This is a genomic window from Pseudomonas sp. MDT1-16 (assembly GCF_054898115.1).
In genome coordinates, this window is record NZ_CM142717.1 from 29,365 (window position 1) to 49,081 (window position 19,717).

General features: G+C 60.4%; 21 protein-coding genes. 15 read left to right on the plus strand and 6 right to left on the minus strand.

What is annotated here, in order from left to right:
* Positions 1–14 precede the first annotated feature (14 nt).
* Both argB and ACYZT3_RS00145 read left to right on the plus strand, forming a co-directional pair.
* Positions 15–920, plus strand: coding sequence for an acetylglutamate kinase (gene argB, locus ACYZT3_RS00140; RefSeq protein ID WP_214379802.1), 906 nt, complete (start codon positions 15–17; stop codon positions 918–920).
* A 189-nt stretch (positions 921–1,109) separates the two neighbouring features.
* Entirely contained in the window at positions 1,110–1,313 is a 204-nt protein-coding gene (locus ACYZT3_RS00145; protein WP_282376221.1) for a hypothetical protein, read from the plus strand.
* Positions 1,314–1,379: 66 nt separating this feature from the next.
* Here ACYZT3_RS00145 and pyrE read toward each other — a convergent pair whose 3' ends face one another.
* Complete coding sequence (gene pyrE, locus ACYZT3_RS00150; RefSeq protein ID WP_007934609.1) at positions 1,380–2,024, minus strand: orotate phosphoribosyltransferase; 645 nt, start codon at positions 2,022–2,024, stop codon at positions 1,380–1,382.
* Between the two features lie 82 nt (positions 2,025–2,106).
* Here pyrE and ACYZT3_RS00155 point away from each other — a divergent pair, with 82 nt between their 5' ends.
* Positions 2,107–2,886, plus strand: coding sequence for an exodeoxyribonuclease III (locus tag ACYZT3_RS00155; RefSeq protein WP_007934608.1), 780 nt, complete (start codon positions 2,107–2,109; stop codon positions 2,884–2,886).
* Positions 2,887–2,947: 61 nt separating this feature from the next.
* On the opposite strand, the gene ACYZT3_RS00160 is transcribed toward ACYZT3_RS00155, so the two are convergent.
* The gene (locus tag ACYZT3_RS00160; protein ID WP_282376225.1) at positions 2,948–3,316 is read right to left on the minus strand and encodes a DUF4870 domain-containing protein; all 369 of its coding nucleotides are present in this window, start codon (positions 3,314–3,316) and stop codon (positions 2,948–2,950) included.
* Positions 3,317–3,344: 28 nt separating this feature from the next.
* Positions 3,345–4,067 (minus strand): ribonuclease PH, encoded by a 723-nt coding sequence (gene rph, locus ACYZT3_RS00165; RefSeq protein WP_010465211.1) that lies wholly within the window; start codon positions 4,065–4,067, stop codon positions 3,345–3,347.
* 270 nt (positions 4,068–4,337) lie between these two features.
* On the opposite strand from rph, the gene ACYZT3_RS00170 reads away from it, so the two are divergent.
* The 6 genes from ACYZT3_RS00170 (at position 4,338) to ACYZT3_RS00195 (ending at position 9,642) form a co-directional block, all read left to right on the plus strand.
* Complete coding sequence (locus ACYZT3_RS00170) at positions 4,338–5,201, plus strand: YicC/YloC family endoribonuclease (protein WP_282376228.1); 864 nt, start codon at positions 4,338–4,340, stop codon at positions 5,199–5,201.
* Positions 5,202–5,213: 12 nt separating this feature from the next.
* On the plus strand, positions 5,214–5,834 hold the full coding sequence (gmk, locus tag ACYZT3_RS00175) for a guanylate kinase (protein ID WP_282376229.1): 621 nt from the start codon (positions 5,214–5,216) through the stop codon (positions 5,832–5,834).
* 167 nt (positions 5,835–6,001) lie between these two features.
* The gene (gene rpoZ / locus ACYZT3_RS00180; protein WP_007894670.1) at positions 6,002–6,265 is read left to right on the plus strand and encodes a DNA-directed RNA polymerase subunit omega; all 264 of its coding nucleotides are present in this window, start codon (positions 6,002–6,004) and stop codon (positions 6,263–6,265) included.
* Positions 6,266–6,321: 56 nt separating this feature from the next.
* Positions 6,322–8,427 carry a bifunctional GTP diphosphokinase/guanosine-3',5'-bis pyrophosphate 3'-pyrophosphohydrolase gene (gene spoT / locus ACYZT3_RS00185; RefSeq protein WP_461967172.1) on the plus strand — a complete coding sequence of 702 codons (2,106 nt, stop codon included), beginning with the start codon at positions 6,322–6,324 and terminating at the stop codon, positions 8,425–8,427.
* Positions 8,428–8,451: 24 nt separating this feature from the next.
* The gene (locus ACYZT3_RS00190; protein WP_003229509.1) at positions 8,452–8,832 is read left to right on the plus strand and encodes a RidA family protein; all 381 of its coding nucleotides are present in this window, start codon (positions 8,452–8,454) and stop codon (positions 8,830–8,832) included.
* A gap of 69 nt (positions 8,833–8,901) precedes the next feature.
* Positions 8,902–9,642 (plus strand): hypothetical protein, encoded by a 741-nt coding sequence (locus ACYZT3_RS00195; RefSeq protein ID WP_462031255.1) that lies wholly within the window; start codon positions 8,902–8,904, stop codon positions 9,640–9,642.
* Between the two features lie 51 nt (positions 9,643–9,693).
* Here ACYZT3_RS00195 and ACYZT3_RS00200 read toward each other — a convergent pair whose 3' ends face one another.
* The gene (locus ACYZT3_RS00200) at positions 9,694–10,551 is read right to left on the minus strand and encodes an SDR family oxidoreductase (RefSeq protein ID WP_282376232.1); all 858 of its coding nucleotides are present in this window, start codon (positions 10,549–10,551) and stop codon (positions 9,694–9,696) included.
* 188 nt (positions 10,552–10,739) lie between these two features.
* Here ACYZT3_RS00200 and exbB point away from each other — a divergent pair, with 188 nt between their 5' ends.
* The 3 genes from exbB to ACYZT3_RS00215 are packed head-to-tail and all read left to right on the plus strand — an operon-like array spanning position 10,740 to position 12,853.
* Positions 10,740–11,672: a tonB-system energizer ExbB gene (exbB, locus tag ACYZT3_RS00205; RefSeq protein WP_282376233.1), complete on the plus strand. Its 933-nt coding sequence runs from the start codon at positions 10,740–10,742 to the stop codon at positions 11,670–11,672.
* A gap of 6 nt (positions 11,673–11,678) precedes the next feature.
* Positions 11,679–12,107, plus strand: coding sequence for a TonB system transport protein ExbD (gene exbD, locus ACYZT3_RS00210; protein WP_008150131.1), 429 nt, complete (start codon positions 11,679–11,681; stop codon positions 12,105–12,107).
* Positions 12,104–12,853, plus strand: coding sequence for an energy transducer TonB family protein (locus ACYZT3_RS00215; RefSeq protein ID WP_282376236.1), 750 nt, complete (start codon positions 12,104–12,106; stop codon positions 12,851–12,853). The genes exbD and ACYZT3_RS00215 overlap by 4 nt, the downstream gene beginning before the upstream one ends.
* Positions 12,854–13,242: 389 nt before the next feature.
* On the opposite strand, the gene ACYZT3_RS00220 is transcribed toward ACYZT3_RS00215, so the two are convergent.
* Positions 13,243–14,301, minus strand: coding sequence for an IS110 family RNA-guided transposase (locus tag ACYZT3_RS00220; RefSeq protein ID WP_282383495.1), 1,059 nt, complete (start codon positions 14,299–14,301; stop codon positions 13,243–13,245).
* A 290-nt stretch (positions 14,302–14,591) separates the two neighbouring features.
* On the opposite strand from ACYZT3_RS00220, the gene ACYZT3_RS00225 reads away from it, so the two are divergent.
* From ACYZT3_RS00225 to ACYZT3_RS00235, 3 genes are all read left to right on the plus strand, one after another.
* The gene (locus ACYZT3_RS00225) at positions 14,592–15,521 is read left to right on the plus strand and encodes a hydrogen peroxide-inducible genes activator (RefSeq protein ID WP_010465236.1); all 930 of its coding nucleotides are present in this window, start codon (positions 14,592–14,594) and stop codon (positions 15,519–15,521) included.
* A 9-nt stretch (positions 15,522–15,530) separates the two neighbouring features.
* Positions 15,531–17,606 carry an ATP-dependent DNA helicase RecG gene (gene recG, locus ACYZT3_RS00230; RefSeq protein WP_462031256.1) on the plus strand — a complete coding sequence of 692 codons (2,076 nt, stop codon included), beginning with the start codon at positions 15,531–15,533 and terminating at the stop codon, positions 17,604–17,606.
* 78 nt (positions 17,607–17,684) lie between these two features.
* Positions 17,685–19,085 (plus strand): aminoacyl-tRNA deacylase and HDOD domain-containing protein, encoded by a 1,401-nt coding sequence (locus ACYZT3_RS00235; RefSeq protein ID WP_462031257.1) that lies wholly within the window; start codon positions 17,685–17,687, stop codon positions 19,083–19,085.
* Positions 19,086–19,237: 152 nt separating this feature from the next.
* Here the strand turns inward: ACYZT3_RS00235 and ACYZT3_RS00240 are convergent, their stop codons facing one another.
* Positions 19,238–19,621, minus strand: coding sequence for a helicase (locus ACYZT3_RS00240; protein WP_282376240.1), 384 nt, complete (start codon positions 19,619–19,621; stop codon positions 19,238–19,240).
* Between the last annotated feature and the right edge of the window lie 96 nt (positions 19,622–19,717).

Here is a 19,717-nt window from a genome sequence, read left to right on the forward strand (position 1 = left end):
TGCCGGAGCCCTGAATGACCCTCGAACGCGAAGCCGCCGCCAACACCGCCAAGGTCCTGTCCGAAGCGCTGCCTTACATTCGCCGCTACGTCGGCAAGACGCTGGTGATCAAATACGGCGGCAACGCGATGGAAAGCGAGGAGCTGAAAACCGGCTTCGCCCGCGACATCGTGCTGATGAAAGCCGTGGGCATTAACCCGGTGGTGGTTCACGGCGGCGGCCCGCAAATCGGCGACCTGCTCAAGCGTCTGTCGATCGAGAGCCACTTCATCGATGGCATGCGCGTGACTGATGCGCAAACCATGGACGTGGTGGAAATGGTCCTCGGCGGCCAGGTGAACAAGGACATCGTCAACCTGATCAACCGTCATGGCGGCAGCGCCATCGGCCTGACCGGTAAAGACGCCGAGCTGATTCGTGCGAAGAAACTCACCGTGACCCGCCAGACGCCGGAGATGACCCAACCGGAAATCATCGACATCGGCCAGGTCGGAGAAGTAGTCGGCATCAACACCGACCTGCTGAACTTGCTGGTCAAAGGCGATTTCATTCCGGTGATCGCACCAATCGGCGTCGGTGCCAACGGCGAGTCGTACAACATCAACGCCGACCTGGTGGCCGGTAAAGTCGCCGAAGCGCTGAAAGCTGAAAAGCTGATGCTGCTGACCAACATCGCCGGCCTGATGGACAAGCAAGGCACGGTCCTGACCGGCCTGACCACCCAACAGGTCGACGACTTGATCGCCGACGGCACGATCTACGGCGGCATGCTGCCTAAGATCCGTTGTGCGCTGGAAGCGGTTCAGGGGGGTGTGGGCAGTTCGTTGATCATTGATGGTCGGGTGCCGAATGCGATTTTGCTGGAGATTTTCACCGATACGGGTGTGGGCACCTTGATCAGCAATCGCAAGCGTCACTGATTCCAGAACGTCAAAAGATCGCAACCTTCGGCAGCACCCACGGATGTACGAATATTCCGTAGGAGCTGACGAAGTCTGCGATCTTTTTATGCGCGAAGGAAATGCCTTACCTGACTCAGCGAAACGTCCGACATCGCGTAGAAAACAATCCGCCTAGGATCTTCTCTGTATCCACAGGAGATCTTCCCTATGCAGAAAAAACACGTTCCCTACGGCAGTGACGTTTCCGCAGGCAGCTATGCCTGCGCAGATTGCGGCCACACATATTCCAACCAGTCGAAGACGTCGCTTCCACCCTGCCCGAACTACGAGCCGAGCACTCACTCGCTCAATGGCTGGAACATTCTGTCGGGACGCGGCGATGCTGTTCGCGACCCTTATCCGACCAAGTAGTGGCGACATTGGAGCCTGAATAGGGCCCCAAAACAAAAAAGGCCCTGTTTTCACAGGGCCTTTTTGTTAGACGCCGAACTGAGCCCGATAGGCTTCAACCGCTGGCAAATGCTGCTTGAGCTGGGGGTCGTCCGCCAGGAATTCCAGCACCTGGTTCAACGAAACAATGCTGATCACCGGAATGCCGAAGTCACGCTCCACTTCCTGGATTGCCGACAACTCGCCGTTGCCACGCTCCTGACGGTTCAGGGCGATGAGTACGCCCGCAGCCTTGGCGCCGTCCTGGGAAGCGATGATCTGCATCACCTCGCGGATTGCAGTGCCTGCGGTGATGACGTCGTCGATGATCAGCACGTCGCCGGTCAATGGTGCGCCGACCAGACTGCCGCCTTCGCCGTGGGCCTTGGCCTCCTTGCGGTTGAAGCACCATGGCAGATCACGGTCATGATGCTCGGCCAACGCGACAGCGGTGGTGGCCGCCAGCGGGATGCCTTTGTAGGCCGGGCCGAAGAGTACGTCGAACGAAATACCGCTCTCGACGATGGCTGCCGCGTAGAAACGACCCAGCTGCGCAAGGGCCGATCCCGAGTTGAACAGGCCGGCATTGAAGAAGTAAGGACTGGTGCGCCCGGACTTCAGGGTGAACTCGCCGAAGCGCAAAACGCCGCGATCGATGGCAAAACGAATGAAATCGCGCTGATACGCTTGCATGAAAAAAACCCCAAATACCACGGATTTAGCTAATTAGGTTGACGCCGTGTATCATACACGCACGCGATTTTTGGGGCCATTTATGCGGATCATCAGTGTGAACGTCAATGGTATTCAGGCTGCAGTGGAGCGAGGTTTGCTCAGTTGGCTGCAAGCACAGAATGCCGACGTCATCTGCCTGCAGGACACCCGCGCCTCCGCCTTTGAACTGGACGATCCAGCCTTCCAACTGGATGGCTACTTCCTTTATGCCTGCGAAGCCGAAGTTCCCGCCCAAGGTGGCGTGGCTTTGTATTCGCGGCTGCAACCGAAGGCAGTCATCAGCGGTCTCGGGTTCGAGACGGCCGACCGCTACGGGCGCTACCTGCAAGCCGATTTCGACAAGGTCAGCATCGCGACCTTGCTGCTCCCTTCGGGGCAGAACGGCGATGAAGACTTGAACCAGAAGTTCAAGCTAATGGACGATTTCGCCCGTTATCTGGATAAACAGCGACGCAAACGTCGCGAGTACATTTACTGTGGCTCGCTGTACGTGGCGCAACAGAAGCTGGATATCAAGAACTGGCGCGACAGCCAGCAATCCCCGGGATTCCTGGCACCTGAGCGTGCCTGGATGGACGAGATTGTCGGCAACATGGGCTATGTTGACGCCCTGCGTGAAGTCAGCCGTGAAGGTGACCAGTACAGCTGGTGGCCGGATAACGAACAGGCTGAAATGCTCAACCTCGGTTGGCGTTTCGACTATCAGTTGCTGACGCCGGGTCTGCGCCGCTTCGTACGTAGCGCGCGCTTGCCTCGCCAGCCACGGTTCTCGCAGCACGCGCCGCTGATCGTGGACTACGACTGGACGCTGACCATCTAAAGCGTCTTTTCGCACACACAAAAAAGCCGACATCAGTGTCGGCTTTTTTGTGCGCAACGATTTATCTGATCAACCGCCACGTGAACGGATACCGGTAAGGCAGCCCTTCATTGGCCTTCACGCCACCGATGATGGTCAGCACCAGCGCACCGATCGCCAACAGACCGAACAGGAAGAACCCGACGATCACCACCATCAGCAGGAAGCAGATGGCGGAAGCAATGGCGACGGTGATCTGAAAGTTCAGCGCCTCCTTGCCCTGCGCATCGATGAACGGGTCCATCTCGCGCTTCATCTGCCAGAGAATCAGCGGACCGATCAACGTACCGAACGGAATCCAGATCCCCAGCAAGGCGGACAGGTGACAAAACATCGCCCACTGCCGAACCTCTTTGCTCGGGGTGGGAAGTAGCTGTTGCTCGTCACTCATAACGTCCTCCTTGCCTGGAGCGGTCCGATCAGTCGGCCAGTGCAGCCTTTTGCAGCTCGAAGATTTCGGTCATGCCTTTCTTCGCCAGTTCCAGCATAGCGTTCAGCTCTTCAGGCTGGAACGGTGCGCCTTCGGCAGTGCCCTGAACTTCGATGAAGCCGCCAGTGCTGGTCATCACCACGTTCAGGTCCGTCTCGGCAGCCGAGTCTTCCAGGTAGTCGAGGTCGAGCACAGGCTCGCCCTGATACATGCCCACAGAAACGGCAGCGATCATTTGCTTCAACGGGTCGCCGCCTTTCAGGCCGCCGCGCTTCTTGATCACTTTCAACGCGTCGACCAGTGCAACCATCGCACCGGTGATGGACGCAGTGCGGGTGCCGCCGTCAGCCTGGATCACGTCGCAGTCGACGTACAAGGTGACGTCGCCCAGCTTGGACATGTCCAGCGAAGCACGCAGGGAACGGCCGATCAGACGCTGGATTTCCAGGGTACGGCCGCCTTGCTTGCCGCGGCTCGCTTCACGCTGGTTACGCTCGCCAGTGGCGCGCGGCAGCATGCCGTATTCAGCGGTCAACCAGCCTTGGCCCTGACCTTTGAGGAACCGCGGCACGCCGTTCTCGACGCTGACGGTGCAGATGACTTTGGTATCACCGAACTCGACCAGTACAGATCCCTCGGCGTGTTTGGTGTAGTTGCGGGTAATGCGGATCGAGCGGAGCTGATCGGCAGCGCGACCACTTGGACGTTTCATAGGGAGTACCTGTACGGGGGACGGAAAACTGCGGAGCATTATAGAGCCGCAGGGCCGTGAGTGGGCACTTCTAAAAAAATCCCCCGACGACTGAAGGCCCTGAATAGCGCTTTACCGACGGCCTGCAGCCCTTTGTCACACCGTGTGTTTGGGCGCATTCGCCCCACTGCGCTACAATCCTGCGCCTTTGCTGCCTCTCGGCTTAAATTCATATAGATCAGGCCTGCGAAACCTTTGGTAACGCATGAACCTGCATTGCGAGGTACCTCCATGGTGCACAGCATGACCGCCTTCGCCCGCGTCGAAAAAGCCGGCGCCCAAGGCACCCTGAGCTGGGAACTGCGCTCGGTCAACAGCCGCTACCTGGAGCCGCACTTGCGTCTGCCGGAGTCCTTTCGCGACCTCGAAGGCGCGGTCCGCGAAGCCCTGCGCCAGGGAATCTCCCGGGGCAAGCTCGAATGCACCTTGCGCTTCACCGAAGAAAACACCGACAAACCACTGCAAGTGGACCGCGAGCGCGCCGCGCAATTGGTCGCCGCCGCCGAGACCATCGCCGGCCTGATCAAGAATCCCGCCGCACTGAACCCGCTGGAAGTCCTGGCCTGGCCCGGCGTGCTGGTGGGCGATGCGACCGACCCGCAAGCCTTGAATGCCGAAGCACTGGCGCTGTTCAACGAAGGTCTGAAAGAACTCAAGGCCGGCCGCGAGCGCGAAGGCGCGGAGCTGGCACGGTTGATCAATGATCGCCTGACCTCCATTGAAGAAGACGTGGTGACCCTGCGTGAACGGGTCCCGCAGATGCTCGCCACCCAGCGCCAGAAAGTGCTCGACCGCTTTGCCGACATGAAGGCCGAGATGGACCCGCAGCGGCTGGAGCAGGAAATGGTCATGCTCGCGCAAAAGAGCGACGTCGCCGAAGAACTGGATCGCCTGAGCACTCACATCATCGAAGTTCGCCGGGTGCTCAAATCCGGTGGCGCTGCCGGTCGGCGCCTCGACTTCCTGATGCAGGAGCTCAACCGCGAAGCCAACACACTGGGCTCCAAAGCCTTCGACCCGCGCAGCACCCAGGCGGCGGTCAACCTCAAGGTGTTGATCGAGCAGATGCGCGAACAAGTGCAGAATATTGAGTAAGGCAAACCCCACATGACCCACAGCACTGGCACCCTGTACATCATTTCCGCACCTTCGGGCGCGGGCAAGAGCAGCCTGGTCAAGGCCCTGACCGACGCTAATCAGGAGATCCGCGTCTCCGTTTCCCACACCACCCGGGCCATGCGCCCCGGTGAAGTGAACGGTGTGAACTACAACTTCGTGTCGCGCGAAGAGTTCGTGAAGATGATCGAACACGGGGATTTCCTCGAGCGCGCCGAAGTGTTCGGCAATCTCTACGGCACTTCGCAAAGCCACCTGCAGCAGACCCTGGACGAAGGCCACGACCTGATTCTGGAAATCGACTGGCAGGGTGCAGAGCAAGTGCGCAAGTTGATGCCCCAGGCCCGTTCGATCTTCATTCTGCCGCCGTCGCTGCAGGCCTTGCACCAGCGCCTGACCAATCGCGGCCAGGACAGCGACGAGATCATCGAAGGCCGAATGCGCGAAGCCGTCAGCGAAATGAGCCACTACGTCGATTACGACTACCTGATCATCAACGACGATTTCGCCCACGCACTGAAGGATTTGCAGGCGATTTTCCGTGCCAATCAGCTGCATCAGAAGCGTCAGCAGCAGCGTAACGGAAAACTTTTGGCTGAATTGCTCGGCTAAACGGCGCTTCCCAAAACCGCTGCAAGGGCTTTACATTGGCACTTGCAGCGCGTTGAAGGGCTTGGTCAAAAAATCAGCGCTTCCCTAAACGCTGGTGATTTTTTAAACTGTTGAGTCCGCTCGCCCAACCGGGCAGCGCGCATATTGCATTCGCTCCGAGGAATACCATGGCCCGCGTAACCGTTGAAGATTGCCTAAACCACGTGGAAAACCGCTTTGAGCTGGTCATGCTGTCTACCAAGCGTGCCCGTCAACTGGCCACCGGCGGCAAAGAGCCACTGGTCCAGTGGGAAAACGACAAGCCTACCGTTGTAGCCTTGCGTGAAATCGCTGAAGGCCTGATGAGCTACGAGTTCATCGCCAATGCTGAAATCGTCGAAGACGAACCGCTGTTCGCAGCGTTCGAGGACGAGTCCAACGAGGCCGTCTAAGCCATGCCTGGTCGACGTAGCACGGCGCGGGGTCACAGCGAACGGCAGGATTCATCATGCCGAGCATAGACGCCCTCGCCGATCGCTTATCGACCTACCTCGGCAAGGACCAGGTCAACCTGGTCCGCCGAGCGTACTTCTACGCCGAACAAGCCCACGATGGCCAACGCCGCCGTAGCGGCGAGGCGTACGTCACGCACCCACTCGCGGTTGCGAATATTCTTGCCGAAATGCACATGGACCATCAGAGCCTGATGGCTGCGATGCTGCATGACGTGATCGAAGACACCGGTATTGCCAAGGAAGCGCTGCAAGCGCAGTTCGGCGAAACCGTGGCCGAACTGGTCGACGGGGTCAGCAAACTGACCCAGATGAACTTCGAGACCAAAGCCGAAGCCCAGGCCGAAAACTTCCAGAAAATGGCCATGGCCATGGCCCGCGACATTCGCGTGATCCTGGTCAAGCTGGCTGACCGCCTGCACAACATGCGCACGCTGGAAGTCCTGTCCGGCGAAAAGCGTCGGCGAATTGCCAAGGAAACCCTGGAAATCTATGCGCCCATTGCCAACCGGCTGGGCATGCACGCCATCCGCATAGAATTCGAAGACCTCGGCTTCAAGGCGATGCACCCGATGCGTTCCGCACGGATTAACCAGGCGGTCAAACGCGCCCGGGGCAACCGCAAGGAAATCGTCAACAAGATCGAAGAATCACTCAGCCACTGCCTGGCTATTGATGAAATCCAGGGCGAAGTCAGCGGTCGTCAGAAACACCTCTACGGCATCTACAAGAAAATGCGCGGCAAGCGTCGGGCCTTCAACGAGATCATGGACGTCTATGCGTTCCGGATCATCGTCGACAAGGTCGATACCTGCTACCGCGTGCTGGGTGCTGTGCATAACTTATATAAACCACTGCCGGGGCGCTTCAAGGATTACATCGCGATCCCCAAAGCGAACGGCTACCAGTCGCTGCACACCACATTGTTCGGCATGCACGGTGTTCCGATCGAGATCCAGATCCGCACCCGTGAAATGGAAGAGATGGCCAACAACGGCATCGCCGCGCATTGGCTGTACAAATCCAGCGGCGACGAGCAGCCAAAAGGCACTCACGCCCGCGCCCGTCAGTGGGTCAAAGGCGTGCTGGAGATGCAGCAACGGGCCGGCAACTCGCTGGAATTCATCGAGAGCGTGAAGATTGACCTGTTCCCGGACGAGGTCTACGTGTTCACGCCCAAAGGCCGGATCATGGAGCTGCCCAAAGGCTCCACGGCGGTCGACTTCGCTTACGCGGTGCACACCGACGTGGGCAACAGCTGCATTGCGTGTCGGATCAATCGTCGTCTCGCACCGCTGTCCGAACCGCTGCAAAGCGGCTCCACGGTCGAGATCGTCAGCGCCCCCGGCGCGCGGCCGAACCCGGCGTGGCTCAACTTCGTGGTCACCGGCAAGGCGCGGACCCACATCCGCCATGCGCTGAAACTGCAGCGCCGCTCCGAATCCATCAGCCTCGGCGAACGCCTGCTGAACAAAGTGCTGAATGGCTTCGACAGCTCGCTGGAGAAAGTCGCGGCCGAGCGCGTCAAAGCGATGCTCACCGAGTACCGCCTGGAACTGATCGAAGACTTGCTCGAAGACATCGGCCTGGGCAATCGCATGGCTTACGTGGTGGCTCGCCGACTGCTTGGCGAAGGCGAACAGCTGCCGAGCGCGGAAGGCCCGCTGGCGATTCGTGGCACCGAGGGCCTGGTACTCAGCTACGCCAAGTGCTGCACACCGATCCCGGGCGACCCGATTGTCGGCCACCTGTCCGCGGGCAAAGGCATGGTCGTGCACCTGGACAACTGCCGCAACATCAGCGAAATCCGCCACAACCCGGAAAAATGCATCCAGCTCTCGTGGGCCAAGGATGTCACCGGCGAATTCAATGTCGAGCTGCGCGTCGAACTGGAACACCAGCGTGGCCTGATCGCTCTGCTGGCCAGCAGCGTCAACGCCGCCGACGGCAATATCGAAAAAATCAGCATGGACGAACGCGATGGTCGCATCAGCGTGGTCCAACTGGTGGTCAGCGTGCACGACCGCGTGCACCTGGCCCGCGTGATCAAGAAACTGCGCGCCCTGACCGGGGTGATTCGCATCACCCGCATGCGTGCGTAAGCCACTCATTACAAGGAGTCATTCATGACCAAAACAGTTATCACCAGCGACAAGGCCCCGGCTGCCATCGGTACTTACTCCCAGGCGATCAAGGCTGGCAACACCGTTTACATGTCGGGTCAAATTCCTCTGGACCCAAAAACCATGGAACTGGTTGAAGGCTTCGAAGCCCAGACCGTCCAGGTGTTCGAGAACCTCAAAGCCGTCGCCGAAGCCGCTGGTGGTTCGTTCAAGGACATCGTCAAACTGAACATCTTCCTCACCGACCTGAGCCACTTCGCCAAGGTCAACGAGATCATGGGCAAGTACTTTGACCAGCCTTATCCTGCCCGCGCCGCTATCGGCGTTGCGGCCCTGCCAAAGGGTTCGCAGGTTGAAATGGATGCCATTCTGGTCATTGAGTAATGCGCCCGGCGCAGCCCTTCGGCTGCGCCGCTGCCGTACGTATAGAAAGCGTTTTGAAAGGATTCCACCATGCGCAAAGCGCTAGTTCTCTCGCTGCTCGCCCTATTTTTGAGCGGTTGTGCCAGCGACCCTGCCGACCGTGATATCAGCGGCACCTGGATCAATCAGTCGGCGATCGATGCTGCATCCAAAGGCGGCCCCCTGCGCGAAGCGCTCCAGGCCTTTGGTCCGAACCTGGAATGGGACGTCAACACCAAGGCCAGTCAGGCCCGCTACACCAATGGTTTTGAAAACGTCGAAGGCAAGCTGCTGGGCGAAGAGTCCGGGGCCTGGAAGATCGACTTTTATGGCAGCTCCGCCAGCGAGCTGAAGCGTGACGGCAAGCAACTGAACCAGGCCGCCAACGACAACGAGCCTGCGCAGGTCTTCGATCGCGCGCTGACCCCGGTGCCGGACGGCGCGCCGATTGGCGCCAGCTTCGAACGGGCACTGTATTCGGCCTATATGGGTGGCAGCTGGAAAGTCGTCAGCGGTCCCGGTGAAGGCAGCACGGTGCAATTCCAGGCCGACGGCCAGGTTGCCGGCCTGCCGGGCGCGGATCGTTATGCCCTGTGCCTGGCGGGCGATTGCGCGTCGATGAGCGGCGGCAACGATAATATCTGGCTGCAACTCAACGGCCAGGGCAACACCTGGATCTTTGCGCGCAAGGGCAAAGAGCTGGAGATTTTCCAGACCGTGAACACCGCTCAGGCGGACGAGATGCCATCGTTCACACCGGGTGATCGCAAGTGGTTGCTGGAGAAACAGTGATCCAGCAAAAAGGAGCCCAAGGGCTCCTTTTTCTTTGACTGGCAGATTAAGTCAGCTGCGCCCTTCAAGAATCGCAGCATAGCCTTCGCGAAAGCTTGGGTACTTCGGTGTCCAGCCCAAGGCTTTCGCCCGAGCATTGCTGCATTGCTTACTGCCAGTGCGACGCACGCTCGCGTCTTCGGCCCATTCGGTCACGCCCAGGTACTCACGCAACCAGCCCACCACTTCAGCCAGCGGCGCAGGCGCATCGTCCACACCAATGTAGACGTCATCCAGCGCCACACCGCGACGATCCGCTTCAAGCAGACACGCCATCAACCCCGCCGCGTCGTCGGCGTGAATGCGATTGCCGTACAACGGTGGATCGACGGCCACGCGATAACCCCGACGAACCTGCGTCAGCAGCCATTCGCGGCCCGGGCCGTAAATGCCGGTCAAACGTACGATGCTGGCCGGGATGCCGCTATCGAGCGCCACTTGCTCCGCCTCCAGCATCAATCGACCTGAATAGCCTGCTGCAATGGTCGGAGAAGTCTCGTCGACCCACTCGCCATCCTGCTGGCCATACACACTGCTGCTGGAAACAAACAGCAGGCGATTGGGCACCTGACCGTAGACGTTCAGCCAGTCCAGCACATGCTGCAAGCCCTGCACATAAGCGGAACGATAACCGGCTTCATCGTGATCGGTGGCGGCCGCGCAATACACCAGGTAATCCACCGCACCGACTGGCCAAGTCGCCGGGCAGTCTTCATTGAACAAGTCGCCGGCAACACCAATGACTCCCTCGGGTAGGCGCGAGACGTCACGCCTCAGGCCATGAACCTCCCACCCAGAAGCCACCAATTGCGTGGCCAGACGGCTACCAACATCACCGCAGCCGGCGATCAAAACAGAAGGCGCGGACATCAGAAAACTCCCATCAGAAAGGCACAGACTAGCGCTGGCAATGGACAAGCGGCTAGCAATGAAGGAAAAAAGATACTCTATTACTTTTGTTAACAAGAATTACTTGCAATAATGCCTGCCACTTTTGTTCTCGGCCTCACGAGGCCTGGAAGAGCATCTACCGTTTTTCTTTCTCAGGTCCGGCCAGCATGACACGCAATCAATTCCCCGCTTCGCCAACCAAACGACCTCGCGCCTGGAGCGCGGTAGCCGCCCTGCTGATCAGCTTGATGCTGGCGCCGACCGCCGCGTTCGCTGACGCACAAACGCCAGCGGATCACGCCGCACCGGCCGTTACCGCGACCGGCCCGGCCCAGGCCGTAGACACCACCGCCGAAGACGTTCCTGAAGTCCTCGAAGCTGACAACTCCCTGGGCATGGCCCACGACCTGTCGCCGTGGGGCATGTACCAGAACGCCGACATCATCGTGAAAATCGTGATGATCGGTCTGGCCATCGCGTCGATCATCACCTGGACCATCTGGATCGCCAAGGGTTTCGAGCTGATGGGCGCCAAGCGTCGTCTGCGCACTGAAATCGCCCACCTGAAAAAAGCCACCACCCTTAAAGAAGCCAGCGCTTCGGCAACCAAGGCCGGCACCCTCGCCAACCTGCTGGTGCACGATGCACTGGAAGAAATGAAGCTGTCGGCCAACAGCCGCGAGAAAGAAGGCATCAAGGAACGTGTCAGTTTCCGCCTCGAGCGTCTCGTTGCAGCCTGCGGTCGCAACATGAGCAGCGGCACTGGTGTGCTCGCCACCATCGGCTCCACTGCGCCGTTCGTCGGGCTGTTCGGTACCGTGTGGGGCATCATGAACAGCTTCATCGGCATCGCAAAAACCCAGACCACCAACCTCGCCGTCGTCGCTCCCGGCATCGCCGAAGCCCTGCTGGCGACCGCACTGGGCCTGGTTGCCGCGATTCCGGCCGTTGTGATCTACAACGTCTTTGCCCGTTCCATCGCCGGTTACAAGGCGCAAGTGTCCGACGCTTCGGCAGAAGTCCTGCTGCTGGTCAGCCGCGACCTTGACCACTTGCCGCCCGAGCGCAGCTCGCAACCGCACATGGTGAAAGTGGGGTAATCGGCCATGGGCCTGCATTTGAAAGAAGGCGCAGACGACGATCTGGCCGAGAACCACGAAATCAACGTCACGCCGTTTATCGACGTGATGCTGGTGCTGTTGATCATCTTCATGGTGGCGGCCCCGCTCGCCACCGTGGACATCAAGGTCGACCTGCCCGCCTCGAGTGCCAAACCGGCGCCACGGCCAGAGAAACCGGTGTTCCTCAGCGTCAAGGCTGACCAACGCCTGTTCCTCGGCGAAGACGAAGTGAAGGCCGAAGCACTCGGCGCCACTCTGGACGCCAGGACCAAGGGCAAGAAAGACACGACGATCTTCTTCCAGGCCGATAAAGGCGTGGACTACGGCGACCTGATGAGCGTGATGGACAACCTGCGCTCCGCCGGGTACCTGAAGGTGGGCCTGGTCGGACTCGAGACGGCAGTCAAGAAATGATCACGACGCGCCAAAAGCTGACGCGTTACAGCGCGAGCCTGGCCGTGGTGCTGGGCGTCCATGCACTGGCCATTGCGCTGGCACTGAACTGGACGTCACGCCCACCGATCGAGCTGCCGCCGCAGGCGATGATGGTCGAGTTGGCGCCGGTTCCGGCCCCGCCACCGCCGGCACCGCCGAAGGTCATAACACCGCCACAGCCACCTGCCCCGGTGGAAGAACTGCCGATACCGAAACTGGCTGAAGTGCCGAAGGCCGAGATTGCGGTGCCGAAACCGGTTAAACCCAAGCCCAAGCCTCAACCGCCCAAGCCTGTGGAGAAAAAGCCGGAACCGCCAAAAGAGAAGCCGTCCGAGGAAAAACCGAGCGACGCGCAACCGACTCAGGCGCCAACGGAAAAATCCGCACAACCGGCACCGGGTCCATCACCGGCGCAGCAAGCGGCCAAGGCCAGCTGGCAAGGCACCCTGCTCGCTCACTTGGCCAAGTACAAGAAGTACCCGGCCAGTGCGCAGTCGCGGGGCAAGGAAGGCATGAACCGTCTGCGCTTCGTGGTGGATGCTGAAGGTAACGTGTTGTCGTTCGAGCTGGTGGGCGGCTCTGGCACTGCCGATCTGGACAGGGCCACCCTGGAAATGATCCGCCGCGCCCAACCACTGCCCAAGCCACCGGCTGACATGTTGACCAATGGCGCCATCGAAATCGTTGCACCGTTTGTTTACTCGCTGGAAAAACGCCGGCGATAAAACAAGTAGCAGCTGGCGCAGCCTGCGTTCGGCTGCGAAGCAGCCGTGAAATCAGGCAGCGCGGTATTTCATGTAGAGCGAGCGTTGCTGGGATTACGACTGCTGCGCAGCCGAACGCAGGCTGCGCCAGCTGCTATGTATGGACTCGCCCCCACTGTCTACCCGCTTTTGAAAAACCGCCGCCCCGTTGCATCTATGTATCAGGCCTATTCGAGGAAGCCGTCTTCGGCTTCTGGCCAAAATTGGAAGAGCTCGTGGTATGCCGATTACAGTCAGGCCTCGAAGGCCAGTAGCAGCTAAGGCATCAATCCACGCCGGTCTTACCTGGGGTCAATTTTTTTTCAGCAAAGGGCCGGACAGTTAGTACCTCGGTGGCAGAACTCTGTCGCTCAGTGGCTCATCGTCGCTTGCTGGCCATCACCAGCCTGGCGACGATAAGTCTGGTCATTCTGTAGAAGCACCCAGACGATTCGCAGGTTGCGGTTGGCTAACCTGACCGCAGCCTCCTTACGGCCCAGTCGGCTCATCCAGCGCAACAAGCGGCGGTCATCGGGTTGCTGGGAATCAGGTCGTAGTTGTTGCAGTACCGCATGAGCTCCCTGGATCATCAGGCTGCGTAAATAAACATCGCCTCGCTTGGTCATGTCCCCCAGCCGGACCGTCTGCCCGCTGCTGTGCTGGTCAGGCACCATGCCAAAGTACGCGGCAAACTTGCGGGCATTGGGAAATCGCTCAGGCTTGGTTTCCTTGGCCACCAGTGCCGTGGCAGTGACTGGGCCGATGCCGCGCACAGTCATCAGTCGCTTCGCCGTCATGTCGGCGTTGGCGGCCACTTCCAGGCGCCCCGTCAGCACGCTGATGCGTTCGCCCAAATGGCGCCACTCGGCCAACAGTTCGTCGATCAGTTCACGCAGCAGGCCCGGCACCGGCTGGGTGGCATCTTCCAGTACCCGCGGAATTTTCTGGCTGATCGCAACATCGCCCTGCGCCAAGGCCACGCCGTGCTCGAGCAGCAGGCCGCGCATCTGATTACTCACCGCCGTGCGTCGACGCACATAGCCTTGGCGGGCGCGATGCAACGCCTGCATTGCCAGCGCCGCAACGCTTTTGACCGGCACTGCGTAGATCTTTTCATCGCGACCAGCCCGCAGAATCGCCAGCGCATCGTTGCGATCATTTTTAGGCCCGCTGCGATGGGTGGCCACCAAACCGGCTGGAAGAATCCGCGCCAGATTGCCTTGCTCTTGCAACTGCCGGGCCCAGGCTTGAGCACCCGGACCGGTCTCCATCAGAACCACGACATGAGGCGGCAACTGGCGGAGAAACTCATAAAACGCCTCGCGCGACTTGATCCGTCGCTCGTAGTGCACCTGGCCGAAGACGTCTTCACCGGCGACCTGAAAGACCTGCTTGGCCAGATCGACCGCCACAGTTGTGCAGGCCGACAAATCGGAAGAAGACAGGGATTGATCAATCGAAGTATGCTTTTTCATGGACTCGCCCTCGCTGTCGTTGGCTGTTTAGACTGCCACCGTGGCGCATTGACGCCTCGGCTTGGGCGAGTCCATCCAATTACAGGGATATGCGTATAGCTCGAAAAAGGTACTGAAAGGTGCCTTTTGTTTATCTGCCAGCGGCAAACCTGCTTGCCCGGTGTCACTTAACACACTCAGTCTGATAACGTGCGTCTATCGATTGCAGCCGGTATGCTTGGCCCGCAACTTCATGGACGCTTGCTATGACTCTTACAGAATTACGCTACATCGTTACCCTCGCCCAAGAGCAGCACTTCGGCCACGCGGCCGAGCGTTGCCATGTCAGCCAGCCGACCCTGTCGGTGGGCGTGAAAAAGCTTGAAGACGAACTCGGTGTGCTGATTTTCGAGCGCAGCAAGAGTGCCGTGCGCCTGACCCCGGTCGGCGAGGGCATTGTCGCCCAGGCGCAGAAAGTCCTGGAGCAGGCCCAAGGCATCCGCGAACTGGCCCAGGCCGGCAAGAACCAGCTGACCGCCCCGCTGAAAGTCGGCGCGATCTACACCGTCGGCCCATACCTGTTTCCGCACCTGATTCCACAACTGCACCGGGTCGCCCCGCAGATGCCGTTGTACATCGAAGAAAACTTCACCCACGTGCTGCGCGACAAACTGCGCAACGGCGAGCTCGACGCGATCATCATCGCCCTGCCGTTCAACGAAGCCGACGTGCTGACCCTGCAGCTCTACGACGAGCCGTTCTACGTCCTGATGCCGGCCCAGCACCCGTGGACCCAAAAAGAATCCATCGACGCCAGCCTGCTCAACGACAAAAGCTTGCTGCTGCTCGGCGAAGGCCACTGCTTCCGTGATCAAGTGTTGGAAGCGTGCCCGACCCTGGCCAAAGGCAACGACGGCGCCAAGCACACCACGGTGGAATCCAGCTCCCTGGAAACCATCCGCCACATGGTTGCGTCCGGTCTGGGTATCTCGATTCTGCCGCTCTCGGCCGTCGACAGCCATCACTACGCCCCCGGCGTGATTGAAGTGCGCCCACTGACGCCGCCGGTGCCGTTCCGCACCGTGGCCATCGCCTGGCGCGCGAGCTTCCCGCGGCCGAAGGCGATTGAAATCCTCGCTGACTCCATTCGCCTGTGCTCGGTGGCCAAGCCGCAAGCACCGGTGGTTGCGGCCTAAGTCGCTGCCATGACCGAGTTGTCGCAGGTGTCGGTGACGGCACTCAAGGGTGTCGGCGAAGCCATGGCCGAGAAATTGGCCAAGGTCGGCCTGGAGAATCTCCAGGACGTGCTATTCCACCTGCCGCTGCGCTATCAGGACCGCACTCGCGTGGTCCCGATCGGCCACTTGCGACCGGGCCAGGACGCCGTGATCGAAGGCACCGTCAGCGGCGCCGATGTGGTCATGGGCCGCCGCCGAAGCCTGGTGGTGCGTCTGCAGGACGGCACCGGCGGGCTCAGCCTGCGTTTCTACCATTTCAGCAACGCCCAGAAAGAAGGCCTCAAACGCGGCACGCGCATTCGCTGCTACGGCGAAGCGCGGCCCGGTGCATCGGGTCTGGAAATCTATCACCCGGAATACCGCGCCATCACCGGCGACGAGCCGCCGCCGGTGGATGAAACCCTGACCCCGGTTTACCCGCTCACCGAAGGCCTGACCCAACAGCGCTTGCGTCAGTTGTGCATGCAGACCCTGACGATGCTCGGCCCGACCAGTCTGCCCGACTGGCTGCCAACTGAGCTGGCGCGGGACTATCAACTGGCGCCGCTGGCCGATGCGATTCGCTACCTGCATCACCCACCCGCCGATGCCAATGTCGATGAACTCGCCCTTGGTCATCACTGGGCGCAGCACCGTCTGGCCTTCGAAGAACTCCTGACGCATCAACTGTCCCAGCAGCGCCTGCGCGAGAGCATGCGTTCCCTGCGCGCGCCGGCGATGCCAAATGCCACCCGGCTGCCAGCCCAGTATCTGGCCAATCTTGGCTTCACTCCGACCGGTGCTCAGCAACGGGTCGGCAACGAAATCGCTTACGACCTCAATCAGCACGAGCCCATGCTGCGGCTGATTCAGGGCGACGTTGGCGCCGGTAAAACCGTGGTCGCGGCCCTCGCCGCACTCCAGGCCTTGGAGGCCGGCTATCAAGTGGCACTCATGGCGCCCACCGAAATCCTCGCCGAGCAGCATTTCGTCACCTTCAAACGCTGGCTCGAACCGCTGGGCATTGAAGTAGCGTGGCTGGCCGGCAAGCTCAAAGGCAAGAACCGCGTGGCCGCACTGGAGCAGATCGCCAGCGGCACACCGATGGTGGTCGGCACTCACGCACTGTTCCAGGACGAGGTGAAATTCAAGAACCTGGCCTTGGTGATCATCGACGAACAACACCGCTTCGGCGTGCAACAGCGCCTGGCGTTGCGGCAGAAAGGCGTCGGCGGGCGGATGTGTCCGCACCAGCTGATCATGACCGCCACACCGATTCCGCGGACGCTGGCCATGAGCGCCTACGCCGACCTCGACACCTCGATTCTCGACGAACTGCCGCCCGGTCGAACCCCGGTGAACACCGTGCTGATCACCGATACCCGGCGCGTCGAAGTCATCGAGCGGGTGCGCGGTGCCTGTGCCGAAGGGCGTCAGGCCTATTGGGTGTGCACGCTGATCGAAGAGTCGGAAGAGCTGACCTGCCAGGCCGCCGAAACCACTTACGAAGACCTCACCGCGGCCCTCGGCGAGCTGAAGGTCGGGCTCATCCACGGTCGCATGAAGCCCGTCGAGAAAGCCGCCGTCATGGCCGAATTCAAGGCCGGCAACCTGCAACTGCTGGTCGCGACCACCGTGATCGAAGTCGGCGTCGACGTGCCCAACGCCAGCCTGATGATCATCGAAAACCCTGAGCGCCTCGGGCTCGCTCAGTTGCACCAGTTGCGCGGTCGCGTCGGTCGAGGCAGCGCCGCCAGCCATTGCGTGCTGCTTTACCATCCACCGCTGTCACAGATCGGTCGCCAGCGACTGGGCATCATGCGCGAAACCAACGACGGTTTTGTCATCGCCGAAAAAGACCTCGAGCTGCGCGGCCCTGGCGAAATGCTTGGTACGCGTCAGACCGGACTGCTGCAATTCAAGGTCGCCGACCTGATGCGCGACGCCGATCTGCTGCCCGCCGTGCGCGACGCCGCCCAAGCGCTGCTGGAGCGCTGGCCGGATCACGTGAGCCCGCTGCTCGACCGCTGGCTACGTCATGGGCAGCAATACGGCCAAGTGTGAGCACCGTCGCAGTTTCTGAACCCTCGTTCTGAGCAAGCTGGTTATACTCCTGCCATTGTTTTAAAACGGATACAGACCATGACCGAAGTTGCCCTCGCACCCGCCACCCCGCACGCTCCGTCGGTTATTCGGCTGCTGCTGGGCAAACTGGGTATCGCCTACGAAGAAGTCCTCGACCATCACGGCCTGAACGCCGCACGCAAAGTGCAGGCTGTTCTGCTTGGTGACGCCGTGGGCACGCTGATGGTGCTGTTCCCGCAGAGCCAATTGCTGGACCTCAATAGCCTCGCCGAACTGACCGGCCGCCACCTCACCGCCGTGCCCACCGAACGCCTGGTAAAAATGCTCGGCAAACACAACCTGAGCTTGCTGCCCGGCCTGCCGGGGCTCACCAGTTCACCGTGTCTGTATGAAGAAAGCCTGCTGCGCGAACCGAAGTTGCTGATCAACTCGGACGAGCCGGGCGTGTTGCTGGAAGTCACCAGCGAAGACTTCAAGACCATGCTGACCAAGTCCAGCGCCGCCAACTTCGGCGAAGCGTTGACCCGCATTCGCCCGAACCTCGATCGCCCCGATGATGACCGTGAGGAAATCACTCAGGCCGTTCAAGCGTTCACCGCGCGGCGCATCCAGCAGCGTCTGGAAGAGACCATCGAAATTCCGCCCTTGGCCGAGACTGCGCAGAAAATCATCAAACTGCGTGTCGATCCCAACGCCACCATCGACGACATCACCGGCGTCGTCGAAACCGACCCGGCCCTGGCCGCACAAGTGGTGAGCTGGGCGGCGTCGCCGTACTACGCCTCGCCGGGCAAGATTCGCTCAGTGGAAGACGCCATCGTCCGGGTGCTGGGTTTCGACCTGGTGATCAACCTGGCGCTGGGCCTGGCCCTGGGCAAAACCCTGAGCCTGCCCAAGGACCATCCGCAACACACCACGCCGTACTGGCAGCAATCGATTTACACCGCCGCCGTCATCGAAGGCCTGACCCGCGCCATGCCGCGCGCCCAGCGCCCGGAAGCCGGCCTGACCTACCTCGCCGGCCTGCTGCACAACTTCGGCTACTTGCTGCTCGCCCACGTGTTCCCGCCGCACTTCTCGCTGATCTGCCGCCACCTGGAGGTCAACCCGCACCTGTGCCACAGCTACGTCGAGCAACACTTGCTGGGCATCAGCCGCGAACAGATCGGCTCGTGGCTGATGCGCTACTGGGACATGCCGGATGAACTGGCCACCGCCCTGCGCTTCCAGCACGACCCGGGCTACGACGGCGATTACGCCGAGTACCCAAACCTCGTATGCCTGGCTGTGCGCCTGCTGCGTAGCCGCGGCATTGGCTCCGGCCCGGACGAAGACATCCCGGACGCCTTGCTGGAACGCGTCGGCCTGACTCGCGAGAAAGCCAACGACGTCGTCAGCAAAGTGCTTGAAGCTGAAGTGCTGCTGCGTGAACTGGCTTCGCAATTCACCCAGCCCTGAAAAGCTTCGCGGGCAAGTCGGATCGCCGCACCGCTCGCTCCTACGGATCACTTAAATCCTGTAGGAGCGAGCGGTGCGGCGATCCGACTTGCCCGCGAAGAATCCACCCCGATCCAACTGGCTCTCCCTCGCCACAGGATCGCGCAGAATTCTCAAGCCTTAGACTTAGCCTTCCTCGGCTTCAAATACTTGGTCAACCCCTGAAACCAGATCACCAACGCCGGGTTGCCCTTGATCTGAATCGACTTGTCCTGAATCCCCGTCATAAACGCCAACTGCTTGTTCTTCGCCTGCATCGTGGCAAAGCCATACATCGCATCTTTAAAGGCAATCGCAAACGCAGGCTCGGCATGTACGCCGGACCTGCTGGTAATGCGCTGATCCTTCACAAAGAAATGCCGCGCCACCTTCCCGTCCAGGGTCTGTAATTGGAATACGAGCTCCTTGTCACCCAACTGTTGCTGAAACGCAGGATTAGTCCGACTGGCCTTACCCATCAACAAACCCAGCATCCACAGAAGAAAACGAAATTTCATGCGCACAGCCTCAAAAGGAAAATGAACGGCCGGCGCAGTGTAGCGGCTTCAAGCGAGAACGCCACCATTGCGCAGTGTTAGAAGAAGATGCCGCAC